Source organism: Caulobacter sp. FWC2, from assembly GCF_002742625.1.
In the GTDB taxonomy this organism is placed as follows: domain Bacteria; phylum Pseudomonadota; class Alphaproteobacteria; order Caulobacterales; family Caulobacteraceae; genus Caulobacter.
The window spans coordinates 3,339,657-3,351,072 of the sequence record NZ_PEBF01000001.1 but is presented as its reverse complement, the minus strand read 5'-3'; the positions used below and the strand labels follow the sequence as shown (position 1 = coordinate 3,351,072).

Below are 11,416 nucleotides of genomic sequence, written 5' to 3'. Positions count from 1 at the left end.
TGGTCCAGGGACGGGCTATGGGCTTTCTGACGGAAATGCTGGCTGTGGCGGTCGTCTGGCTGTCGTCGTTCGCGCTTTGCCAATTGGGCGTGAGCGTGGAGAACCGCGTCTGCACCCATACCCAGGCCGCCCCGGCCAAGTCGGTCGCTCGCTCGCCCCGGGGTGCGCCGATCGCGGTTAACGCGCCCGACAAGAGGGTTGATGCGACCACACGCGACGCCTGAACCGGCGCTTAAGGCGTCGAGACCCTTGCAAACTCAAGCAAAGTCGCTTTTCGCCAAGGCTTTTCGCCGTTAGGTTCATGTGGTGCGCGAAGGAGGGGTCCAGCGCGCGAAAGTTGTCTCCTGCGCCCCTCGCCGACGCCCCCTTTGCCGACGTCCTGGGACCCTGGCTGTGTATGAAGCCTAAGAAGCGCCAACCGCTCGATTTTTCCGCCACGCCGACGGGTGTCCCTCCCGAGGAAGCCAAGACCACGCCTGAGCTCCCTCCGGAGCTGTCTGAGGCCACGTCTTTTTCCGACTCCGAGGCGGCCATTCCGAGCGCCGAGCCCCTGACTCTGCAAGAGACGCTGAACGACGATCTGGCTGTTCCGCCGCCGATGACCGTGCGCTCGCGCCGTCGCCGCGAGCCGGATCCCGAGCCGGTCGAGAGCTTCTCGGAGCCCGAGCTGAAACTGGCCACCTCGCTGGCCGCCACAGCCCAACCGCCTGCCCCCGTCGTCGAGCCCGAACGCGCCGCGCCGGCCAAGGCCGAGAGCCGAGAGCCGACGCTTGACCTGCGCGGACCCGAAGCGGCCGTGCCGCTGCGCAGCGAGGACGTTCCGCGCCGCATGTCGGGCGTATTGTTCTGGACCCTGGCCACCGCCATCGCCTTCCTTTGGGCCCTGGCCCCGATCGCCTTCGCCCTGGGCTACGCGCGCGGCGTGCCAGCCTTCAAGGTCGAGGGCTTCGCCCTGACGGTGTTCGCCGGCCTGGCTATCGGCCCGGCCCTCCTGACCCTGCTGGGCGCCTATCTGCTGCGCCAGGCGAACGGCATCGCCGATGAATTGCGCCGCACCCGGACCCTGACCGATCGCATCGTCACCCCGGCCGCTCTGGCCGCCGTCGGTGCGTCCAGCGCGGTAGACGCCCTGCGCCAAGGCGTCGATGACGCCGCCAACGCCGCCCAGCGGGCGCGTGAGCACATCGTCTCGCTGCGCCAGGCCCTGGCCGAGGAGACCGGGCGCCTCGCCGAGGCCGCTGCCGACTCCGCCAAGATGGCCAAGCAACTGGCCCAAGGGCTGGGCCACGAGCGTACGGCCATGGAGACCCTGTCGCAGTCCCTGGACGCCCGCTCCACGGCGGTGGTCGACGCGATCGGCAGCCAGGCCCGCATGGTGGCCGAGGCCTCCGATCTGGCCGAGACCCAGCTGCGCGAAGCAGAAGCCGCCCTGGCGGCCCGCGCCGCCGACCTGGCGGCCGCCGCCGCCGAAGCCTCGGACGCCGCCCGCGTCGGGGCCGAGGACCTGTCGCGCCAGATCGCTCGGCTGGAGACCGCCGGCCACGGCGTTGGCGACCAGGTCTCGTCGGTCGAGAAGAGCCTGGCCGCCCAGCGCGCCGCGCTCGTCGAGATCAGCCAGGCCCTGCGCTCGGACCAGGAGGACTTCGCCTCCGAGGCCGAGACTCGCACCGCTCAGCTCACCGAGTTCGTCGCCTATACCCGTGTCGGCGCCACCGAACTGTCGGACGCCGCCGCCATGGGCGCGGAGATCCTGCGCGGCCTCATCAGCGCGGCCGCCGACCAGTTCCGCGAACTGGCCGAGGGCGCTGTCAGCCAGCGCGAGATCCTGGCCGACAACGCCAAGAAGACGCTCGAGACCATCGGCGACGTCGCCGAGAACCAGCGCACCCTGCTGGAGGACGAGCTGAAGGCGGCCATGGAGGCCATGGCCGAGTCGGCGTTGAAGGCGGCCGAGGGCGTGGAGGCTCGCGTCGAGGCCGCCCGCAGCCGCGTCGACCAACTGAACGAGATCGCCTTCGCCGCCGGCCAGAAGGCCGACGCGGTGTTCGAATCCCGCATGGAGGAGGCGCGCGACATCATCGAGCACTCGGCCCAGATGGTCGAGCAAGCCGGGGCGCGCACCTCGCAGAAGCTGGCGGACTCGGTGCAGGCGGCCCGCGGCACGCTGGACGAACTGGAGACGATGCTGGCCGAGATCGGCAAACGCACCGCCGACCTGCCAGCCGAGGCTCTGCAGAAGGCCGCCGAAGTCCGCGTATCCATCGAGCAGGGCGTCGAGCATCTGATGAACGCCATCCGCCGCACCGCCGAGGAGACGGCCGCGATCGACCAGGCTTTCCAGGAGCGCGTCCGCCGCAATTACGAGATGCTGAGCGAGGCGGCCGGGGCCGTCACCGCGTCCAGCGCCTCGACCATCGCCGCCCGCGCCGCCCCGACCCAGGCCCCGGTCAGCCGTGCGCGCCCCGCGCCGCCGCCTTCCCAGCCCGAACCGCTGCCGATGGCCGTTTTCGACGACGAGGACGAGCCGCCGACCGACCGTCGCCGCCTGCGCCTGACGCCAACGGCGACCGACCAAGAGTTCCGTTCGGTGTTCGAGCAAGCCTCCGCCCGCAAGCAGACGCCAGCGCAGTCGGCGTCCGAACCGGAGGGCGAGGGCGGCTGGAGCTGGCGCAACCTGCTGGCCGGTATCGAGAACAGCTCTCCGGGCGACGCCGCCTTGGGCGAGAGGCTCTCCGCCGAGATCACGGCCATGGGGATTGATCCGCACGCCCTGCTGCCGCGCGGCCGGATCGACGAGATCGCCGCGGCCCTGCAGACGCGTGACGATGGCGGGGCCCGCGAGGTGGTCAAGCGACTGGCGCCCGCCGCCATCCGTCGCCTGGTCCGCCGCCTGTTCTCCGACTCGACGTTGAAGGCCAATACCGAGCGCTTCCTGAAGCGTTACGCGAGCATGATCGACGAGGCGGCTGGCCAGGATCGCGAAGGCTTCCTGCTGGCGGCGCTGCTGTCGTCGGACGCTGGCCGGGCCTACCTGCTGCTTGACGCGGCCAGCGGCGATCTCGGCTGAGCCTTAAGGTGAAGCGCGCCTTTGATTTCACGGCGGCGGCGCTAGGCCTGATCGTCCTGGCCCTGCCGCTCGCCGGGTTGTGGCTGCTGGTGCGCCTGACTTCGCCCGGGCCGGGGCTCTACTGGTCGCAGCGCGTGGGCCGAGGCTCCGCGCTTTTCGCCATGCCCAAGTTCCGGACCATGCGGATCGACACGCCCGAGGTCGCCACGCATCTGCTGGAGAACCCGGACCGCTGGCTGACGCCGCTGGGGCCGCTGATGCGCAAGCTCAGCCTAGACGAGCTGCCGCAGTTGTGGAGCGTGCTGGTGGGCCAGATGAGCCTGGTCGGGCCGCGCCCGGCGCTGTTCAATCAGGACGACCTGATCGCCGCCCGCAAGGCCGCCGGCGTCGATGTCCTGCGGCCCGGCGTCACCGGCTGGGCGCAGATCAACGGCCGCGACGAGCTGGCCATCCCGGACAAGGTGGCGCTGGACGCCGAGTATCTCGCCCGGCGCTCGTTCCTGTTCGACCTGGAGATCATGGTCAGCACCGTCGTGCCGGTGCTGACCGCTCGAGGTGTTACGCGTTAGCCGAGGTCGGCGTAGGCCTTCTCGATCGCCGCGACGAAGGTCGGGTTCGAGGTCAAGGCCGCCGGGAACACGGTGTCCAAGGCCAGGAAGGCCGCCACGTCGGTGTTGGCGTCGCCGGTGACGCCCACGCCGATCTCGGTCAGCTTGTCGGCCAGCGGATCGGTGATCGCCTCGCCGGTCTTGGCGCGCAGGGCGATGAAGCGCATCCAGGCCGCCAGCGGTATCGCCAAACGCTCGATCGAACGGCCGGCTTCCAGGGTTTCCGTCAGCGTGCCCAGGATGCGGAAGGGCAGCTTCTGGGTGCCGTCCCAGGCGATCTGCGCCAGGTAGTGGCGGATTTCGGGATTGCGGAAGCGGGCCAGGATCGCCTCGGCGTAGTCGGCCAGATCCAGGCCGCGCGGCGCCGTCAGGGTCGGGATGATGTCCTTGGCCATCAGGTCGCGGGCTAAGGCTTCCAGCGCCGGATCGCTGACCGCCTCGAACACCGTCTCGTGGCCGCGCAGGATGCCGGCATAGGCCAGGGTCGAGTGGACGCCGTTCAGCAGGCGCAGCTTGGCGCGCTCGAAACCGCGCACGTCGTCGGTCAGGATGCCCCCGACGCTGGACAGGTCCGGCGCGTCGGCGGGAAGCACGTCCTCGACCACCCACTGGGTGAAGGCTTCGCGCTGGATCGGCCAGGCGTCTTCCAGGCCGGTGGCGGTCTGGACTCGCGCTCGCAAGGTGTCGTCGGTGGCGGGGGTGATGCTGTCGACCATGGTGCGCGGGAAGCTGCCCTCGGCGTCGATCCAGGCGGCCAGATCGGCGTCGATCTTGGCGGCGAAGGCGACCACGGCCGCTTTCAGACGCCAGCCGTTGTCGGCGAGGTTGTCGCAGGCCACGACGGCGTAGGGCGGCAGGCTGGCCGCGAACCGGCGGCGCAGGCCTTCGACGATGTAGCCCACGGCGCTCTTGGGTTCGCGCGGATGGGCCAGGTCGTGGACGATGTCCGGATGCTTCTCGTCGAGGCCGCCCTCGACCGACAGGGTGTAGCCCTTTTCAGTCACCGTCAGGGTGACCATGCGGGTGGTAGGGGCCGCCAGACGGGCGAAGACCGAAGGCGGATCTTCCGGCGCGACCAGCACCTCGACGATCGAGCCGACAATGCGGAAGGTGGTCTCGGCGTCCAGCTGCGCCAGGGTGTATAGGCCGTCCTGCGGCTGCAGGGCGTCGCGGACGCCCGGGCTCTTCAGAGAGACGGCGCAGATCCCCCAGCGCGGATCGGTCGTCAGAAGCTGGTCGAAATAGAAGGCCTGGTGGGCGCGGTGGAAGGCGCCGGGGCCGAAGTGGACGACGCCAACCTGCACCTTGTCACGGTCATAGGTCGGCAGCGCCGTGCCGGGGATCGCCCCCGGATAGCTGGTCGCGCTCAGACGCAGGGCGGGGGAGGTCGTGGGAGAAGCCGTCAAGGGAGCACGCCTGGAGTTTCGTAACGGAAGGGTCGGTTGCCTAAATGCGGTAGTCTGACAAGTCTGGCAATTGGCCTGACCATTTTTTAGAGGGTCACGCCGGACTTCCAGATGGCGATCTCGCGTTCGCCGTTCAGCTCGGCCTTGGTGGCCTTGCCGGAGGCGGTGTCGACCACGAGGTCCATCAGTCGGTCAGCCGCGTCGTCCATCGAGACACCTTCCAGCACCTGGCCGGCGTCGAAGTCGATCCAGCCGGGCTTGCGCTGGGCCAGGCCCGAGTTCGAGGCGATCTTCAGCGTCGGGGCCGGGAAGCCCAGCGGCGTGCCGCGGCCGGTGGTGAACAGAATCACCGTCGCGCCGGCGGCGGTCAGGGCCGTCGACGAGACCGCGTCATTGCCAGGAGCCTCCAGCAGGGTCAGGCCGTGGGGGCCGACGCGTTCGCCGTAGCGCAGCACCTCGACCAGTTGAGCCCGGCCGCCCTTCTGCACCGCGCCCAGGGACTTCTCCTCCAGCGTGGTGATGCCGCCGGCGATGTTGCCGGGCGAGGGGTTCTCGTAGATCGGCTGGTTGTTGTCGATGAAGTAGCGCTTGAAGTCGTCGATCACCCCGACGGCCTGATCGAAGATCTCGCGGCTGGCGGCGCGCTGCAGCAGCACGTTCTCGGCCCCGAAGACCTCCGGAATCTCGGTCAGGACCGGGGTGCCGCCGGCGTCGGCGACCTTGTCGGCGATGCGGCCGACCAGCGGGTTGGCGGTGACGCCCGAGAAGCCGTCCGAGCCGCCGCACTTGAGACCGACGATCAGTTCGGAAACCGGGATCGGCTCGCGCCTGTCCTTCTCGGCGATCTCGACCAGGGCCTCGATCGCGGCGAGACCGTCCTCGAATTCATCCTCGACCATCTGGGTCGTGAAGCTGCGGAGACGCTCGCGGTCGATGTCCGGCGCGCTGTCCAGCAGGGCCTTCAGCTGATTGTTCTCGCAGCCCAGGCCCAGGATCAGCACGCCGCCGGCGTTGGGGTGGGCGGCCAGGCCGGCGATCAGGCTGCGGGTGTGGGTCAGGTCATCGCCCAGCTGCGAGCAGCCGAACGGGTGGGGGAAAGCGTAGACGCCATCGACGCGGCCGGCGAAGTGGGCGTTGGCCTTCTCGGCGATGCGGCGGGCTGTGTTGGCGACGCAGCCGACGGTGCACAGCACCCAGATCTCGTTGCGGGTGCCGGCTCGGCCGTTCTTGCGGCGATAGCCGTCGAAGGTGCGAGCGGCGGGCTCGGCGTGCGGCTCCGGAGCGGTCGGGGCGAAGCTGTAGCCCTCGACGCCTTCCAGGCGGGTCGCGACATTGTGGACGTGGACATGGTCGCCGACGGCGATGTCGGCCGTGGCCCGGCCGATCGGCCATCCGTACTTAAGGACGTCGGCGCCAGCGCTGGCATCGCGAATAGCGATCTTGTGGCCCTTGGGGATATCGGCGCGCACGGTGATCGTCTGGCCGTGCAGGTCCAGGACTTCGCCGGCCACGAGGTCGCGCAGGGCGGTGGCCACGTGGTCGCGTGGGTCGACGGGGTGGATCGATTCGCGAGGCGCCAGGGTCGTATCGGTCATGGTTTGGTCTTCGCCGCCGAGTTTCGTGTCGTCGTTTTCAGTGCGTAGTGACATGGTAACCGGTGTCAGTCACCCCAAAAGCGGGCGTTTCGTCCTAGGTTGGCGACGCCAGCGCGGCTAGAGTATGACAAAAGACAACGCTTAAAGCTGCTTGGAAACGCCGTGAACTCTTCGAAGACGCCTTCCTCGTCCCCGGAAGATCCAGAGAGCAGCGTCGAGGGTGGTCGCAAGCGAGCCACGATCAACGACATCGCCAGGCTTGCCGGGGTGTCCAAGAAGACCGTTTCACGCGTCATCAACCAGTCTCCCTTCGTTCGTGACGAGACGCGCGAGCGCATCGAGGCGGTGATCGCCGAGTGGGGCTATGCGCCCGATCCGCAGGCGCGGGGCCTGGCGTTCCGCCGCTCGTTCCTGATCGGCATGATCTACGACAACCCCAACCCGCAATATGTCGTCAACATGCAGCTGGGCCTGCTGGACGGCATGCGCGGTTCGGGCTTCGAGCTGGTCGTTCACCCCTGCAACCGCGCCAGCCCGACCTTCCTGACCGACATCCGCGCCTTCGTGGAGCGCCAGAAGCTGTTCGGCGTCGTGCTGCCGCCGTCGGTGTCCGAGGACGAGCGGGTCGCCAAGCTGCTGAACGAGATCGGCTGCGCCTATATCCGCATCGCCTCGGTCGAGCTGGACAAGCCCGAGCACATGATCGTCGGTCACGACCGCATGGGCGGGGAGGTGATGGGCCAGCACCTGATCGACCTGGGTCACACGCTGATCGGCTTCATCAGCGGTCTGCCCAACTTCCGGTCCTCGCACGAACGCAGGGGCGGGCTTGAGGATGTGCTCCAGAAGGCCGGGGTCGAGTTGAAGCCCGACTATGTGGTCCAGGGCGCCTATACCTTCGAGTCCGGCCTGGCGTGCGGCGAGGCGCTGCTGGCCATGGAGCCGCGTCCCACCGCCATCTTCTGCGGCAACGACGAAATGGCCGCCGGCGCGCTGCAGGCGGCGCGGCGCGCGGGGCTGCGGGTGCCCGAGGATCTGACCGTCGTCGGCTTCGACGACTTCCAGATCGCCCAAGCCGTGTGGCCGCCGCTGACCACGATCCACATCCCGACGCGGGAGGTTGGCCGTATGGCCGCCGAAAAGCTGATCGGACGGGAAAATCGCGAAGCGCGTGATCCCGCCAGCACGATCCCGTATCTTGTCCTGCGGGAGTCCTCGGCCGCGCCGCCGAAGTCCTGAGGACAACCCGCCGCGACGCCTGCCTCCTTTCTTGCAACGCGTCGTGACACCGGTTACCAAGCGCGTCACGACAGCCCGCTGCGAGGCCGTCCTGACGTTGGGAAGAGGAAGCGTAGAATGCCCAGACCGCTGAATTTCCACGAGGATCGCCTGTTTCCGGCGGACGCCACGACGCGCTCTTACGCGCGTGGCCTGTATGCGTTGGTCAAGGACCTGCCGATCATCAGCCCGCACGGGCACACCGATCCGTCGTGGTTCGCCACGAACGAGCCCTTCCAGGACGCCACCGACCTGCTGCTGGCGCCGGACCACTATCTCTACCGTATGCTCTACAGCCAGGGCATCAGCCTCGACGCGCTGAAGGTGCGTTCCAAGGCCGGTGTTCCGGACACCGATCCGCGCGCGGCCTGGAAGCTGTTCGCCAGCAACTTCCACCTCTTCCGCGGCACGCCGTCGTGGATCTGGCTGAACCACGTGTTCTCCAAGGTGTTCGGCTTCACCGAGTTCCTCGAGGCCTCGAACGCCAACGACTATTTCGACCGCATCAACGAAGCCCTCGCCACGGACGCCTTCCGCCCGCGCGCCCTGTTCGACCGCTTCAACATCGAGACCCTGGCCACCACCGAGGGGCCGCACGAGAGCCTGAAGCACCACCAGGCCATCCGCGAGAGCGGGTGGGGCGGCCACGTCATCACCGCCTACCGTCCCGACGCGGTCATCGACTTCGAGGACGAGCGTAGCCCGCGCGCCTTCGAACGCTTCGCCGAGGTGTCGGGTCAGGACGTCTACAGCTGGAAGAGCTACCTCGAAGCGCACCGCCTGCGCCGGGCGGCCTTTATCGACGCCGGCGCCACCTCGTCCGACCACGGCCACCCGACGGCCGCCACCGCCGACCTGTCGGACGTCGAGGCCGAGGCGCTTTTCCAGAGCCTGGTGAAGGGTGACGTCACGCCTGAAAAGGCCGAGCTGTTCCGCGCCCACATGCTGACCGAAATGGCCAAGATGAGCCTGGACGATGGGCTGGTCATGCAGATCCACCCGGGCTCTCACCGCAACCACAATGCCGGCCTGCTGGCGTCGCACGGTCGCGACAAGGGCGCCGACATCCCGATGCGCACCGAGTACGTTTCGGCGTTGAAGCCGCTGCTGGGCCGCCTGGGCAACGATCCGCGCCTGTCGGTGATCCTGTTCACCCTGGACGAGACCGTCTACAGCCGCGAGCTGGCCCCGCTGGCCGGCCACTATCCGGTGCTGAAGCTGGGTCCGTCCTGGTGGTTCCACGACAGCCCGGAAGGCATGATGCGCTTCCGCGAGCAGGTCACCGAGACCGCCGGCTTCTACAACACCGTCGGCTTCAACGACGACACCCGCGCCTTCCTGTCGATCCCGGCCCGCCACGACGTGGCGCGTCGCGTCGACTCCTCGTTCCTCGCCCGCATGGTCGCCGAGCACCGGATGGACCTGGTCGAGGCCGAGGAGCTGATCGTCGATCTGACGTACAACCTGCCTAAGAAGGCCTACAAGCTCGACCAGCGTCCGGACTGGGCTCGCCCCACCACGCTGCGCGCGGCCGCCGAATAAGAACACCTTTCCGGAGACTTCCCGATGTTCGCCAAGACCTACCACGCCACCCATCCGGACATGATGTTCGCGGTCAGCAATGACGACCTGCGCGAGCGCTATCTGATGGACGGCCTGTTCCAGGACGGCCAGATCGTCCTGACCTACAACCACGCCGAACGCTTTGTCGTCGGCGGCGTCGTGGCCACCGCCGCCGTCAAGCTGCCCGACCAGACCCAGCCGGCCTCGGCCGCCGGCCACCCGTTCCTGGAGCGCCGCGAACTGGGCGTGATCAATGTGGGCGAGACCACCGGCAAGATCACCGTCGACGGCGTTGTCTATGAGATCGTTCCGCGTGACGGCCTGTACGTCACCATGGGCGCCAAGGACGTGACCTTCGAAGGCGTCGACGGCGCCGCCGCGCGCTTCTACCTGGTCAGCCTGCCGGCTCACGCTTCGTTCGAAACCAAGAAGCTGGCCTTCGCCGATGCCGTGGCCCTGGAGCGCGGCGCGCTGGAGACCAGCAACGAGCGCACGATCTACCAGTACATCGTCCCGACGACCTGCAAGTCGGCTCAGCTGCTGCTGGGCATGACGGTGCTGAAGCCGGGCAGCGTCTGGAACACCATGCCGCCCCACCTGCACGACCGCCGCTCGGAAGCCTATTTCTACTTCGGTCTGGGCGAGAACGACCGGGTCTTCCACTACATGGGCGAGCCGGACGAGATGCGTCACATCGTCATCGCCAACGAGGAAGCCGTGATGAGCCCGCCGTGGTCGATCCACATGGGCTCGGGCACCGCCAACTACACCTTCATCTGGGCGATGGGTGGCGAGAACCTCGACTATACCGACATGAACGTGCTGGACATCTGCCAGCTGAAGTAGGACCGCGAGGTCATCCGCTCTTAGCTTGTCATCCCGGGCGGAGCGAAGCGTAGACCCGGGACCCAGGGGCCATTGGCAGTGCGCCGGCCCCCGGGTCCCGGACAGCCTCTTCGAGGCTTCCGGGATGACAAGATTTAGGATCAGGAAATCAGCACCATGGCCAATCCGTTCAGCCTCGAAGGCAAGGTCGCGCTCGTCACTGGCGCTAACACCGGCATCGGGCAAGGGATCGCCGTCGCCCTGGCCGCCGCCGGCGCGGACATCGCCGCCGCGGGCCGCAGTGAGCCGACCGAGACCCAGAAAGCCGTCGAGGCCCTGGGCCGCAAGTTCCTTTCGATCAAGGCCGACTTCGGCTCGACCGAGCCCGTGCAGCGCGTTGTCGATGAGACCGTGGCCGCGTTCGGCAAGGTCGACATCCTGGTCAACAACGCCGGCATCATCCGTCGCGCCGACTCGATCGAGTTCTCGGAAGCCGACTGGGACGCGGTGATGGACACCAACCTGAAGGTCGTCTTCTTCCTGACCCAGGCGTTCGCCAAGCAGGCGCTGAAGCAGGGTCCCGTGAACGGCGTGACCGCCAAGGTGATCAATATCGCCTCGCTGCTCTCGTTCCAGGGCGGCATCCGCGTCCCGTCTTACACCGCCGCCAAGTCGGGCCTGGCCGGCCTGACCAAGATCCTGGCCAACGAGTGGGCGGCCAAGGGCATCAACGTCAACGCCATCGCGCCGGGCTATTTCGACACCAACAACACCGAAGCCCTGCGCGCCGACGCCGACCGCAACGCCTCGATTCTGGCTCGCATCCCGGCCGGCCGCTGGGGGCGTCCGGAGGACATCGGCGGCGCCGCTGTGTTCCTGGCCTCGTCGGCCGCTGACTACGTCCAGGGCATTACTTTGCCCGTGGATGGCGGTTGGCTGGCGCGCTAACGAAACAAATCCACGCAAAAATGCGATGGTAGCGCAACCATCGTGCCGGGCGGGTTTTCCCGCCCGGTGAAGCGCGCTAGAGGGCGCCGCAGCGTTAGCGGCCGGGATCGATCCTGCGTCGCCGAC

8 protein-coding genes and 1 pseudogene are annotated in these 11,416 nt (G+C 68.2%); 7 read left to right on the top strand and 2 right to left on the bottom strand.

Going from position 1 to position 11,416, the window contains the following annotated elements:
• Positions 1–17: 17 nt before the first annotated feature.
• From CSW62_RS27515 to CSW62_RS15975, 3 genes and pseudogenes are all read left to right on the top strand, one after another.
• Positions 18–90, top strand: a pseudogene (locus CSW62_RS27515) (hypothetical protein); the annotation flags it as partial.
• A gap of 307 nt (positions 91–397) precedes the next feature.
• Positions 398–3,067, top strand: coding sequence for a polar localization protein TipN (locus CSW62_RS15980; protein ID WP_099579459.1), 2,670 nt, complete (start codon positions 398–400; stop codon positions 3,065–3,067).
• 8 nt (positions 3,068–3,075) lie between these two features.
• Entirely contained in the window at positions 3,076–3,636 is a 561-nt protein-coding gene (locus CSW62_RS15975; protein ID WP_099579457.1) for a sugar transferase, read from the top strand.
• Here the strand turns inward: CSW62_RS15975 and CSW62_RS15970 are convergent.
• Together CSW62_RS15970 and CSW62_RS15965 are read right to left on the bottom strand one after the other, a co-directional pair.
• Complete coding sequence (locus tag CSW62_RS15970) at positions 3,633–5,081, bottom strand: mannitol dehydrogenase family protein (protein WP_099579455.1); 1,449 nt, start codon at positions 5,079–5,081, stop codon at positions 3,633–3,635. The two genes, CSW62_RS15975 and CSW62_RS15970, sit on opposite strands and share 4 nt — an antisense overlap.
• 86 nt (positions 5,082–5,167) lie before the next feature.
• Complete coding sequence (locus tag CSW62_RS15965) at positions 5,168–6,676, bottom strand: UxaA family hydrolase (protein ID WP_099579453.1); 1,509 nt, start codon at positions 6,674–6,676, stop codon at positions 5,168–5,170.
• Positions 6,677–6,838: 162 nt separating this feature from the next.
• Here CSW62_RS15965 and CSW62_RS15960 point away from each other — a divergent pair, with 162 nt between their 5' ends.
• The 4 genes from CSW62_RS15960 (at position 6,839) to kduD (ending at position 11,290) form a co-directional block, all read left to right on the top strand.
• Positions 6,839–7,915 carry a LacI family DNA-binding transcriptional regulator gene (locus CSW62_RS15960; protein ID WP_099579451.1) on the top strand — a complete coding sequence of 359 codons (1,077 nt, stop codon included), beginning with the start codon at positions 6,839–6,841 and terminating at the stop codon, positions 7,913–7,915.
• A 117-nt stretch (positions 7,916–8,032) separates the two neighbouring features.
• The gene (uxaC, locus tag CSW62_RS15955; RefSeq protein ID WP_099579449.1) at positions 8,033–9,496 is read left to right on the top strand and encodes a glucuronate isomerase; all 1,464 of its coding nucleotides are present in this window, start codon (positions 8,033–8,035) and stop codon (positions 9,494–9,496) included.
• A 24-nt stretch (positions 9,497–9,520) separates the two neighbouring features.
• Positions 9,521–10,363 (top strand): 5-dehydro-4-deoxy-D-glucuronate isomerase, encoded by an 843-nt coding sequence (gene kduI, locus CSW62_RS15950; protein WP_099579447.1) that lies wholly within the window; start codon positions 9,521–9,523, stop codon positions 10,361–10,363.
• 156 nt (positions 10,364–10,519) lie between these two features.
• The gene (gene kduD, locus CSW62_RS15945) at positions 10,520–11,290 is read left to right on the top strand and encodes a 2-dehydro-3-deoxy-D-gluconate 5-dehydrogenase KduD (protein ID WP_099579445.1); all 771 of its coding nucleotides are present in this window, start codon (positions 10,520–10,522) and stop codon (positions 11,288–11,290) included.
• Positions 11,291–11,416: the final 126 nt, after the last annotated feature.

Excerpts from the sequence above, each read along its gene's own strand:
- kduD (WP_099579445.1), top strand. The coding sequence starts at position 10,520 with ATGGCCAATCCGTTCAGCCTCGAAGGCAAGGTCGCGCTCGTCACTGGC.
- CSW62_RS15980 (WP_099579459.1), top strand. The coding sequence starts at position 398 with ATGAAGCCTAAGAAGCGCCAACCGCTCGATTTTTCCGCCACGCCGACG.
- kduI (WP_099579447.1), top strand. The coding sequence starts at position 9,521 with ATGTTCGCCAAGACCTACCACGCCACCCATCCGGACATGATGTTCGCG.
- CSW62_RS15965 (WP_099579453.1), bottom strand. The coding sequence starts at position 6,676 with ATGACCGATACGACCCTGGCGCCTCGCGAATCGATCCACCCCGTCGAC.
- uxaC (WP_099579449.1), top strand. The coding sequence starts at position 8,033 with ATGCCCAGACCGCTGAATTTCCACGAGGATCGCCTGTTTCCGGCGGAC.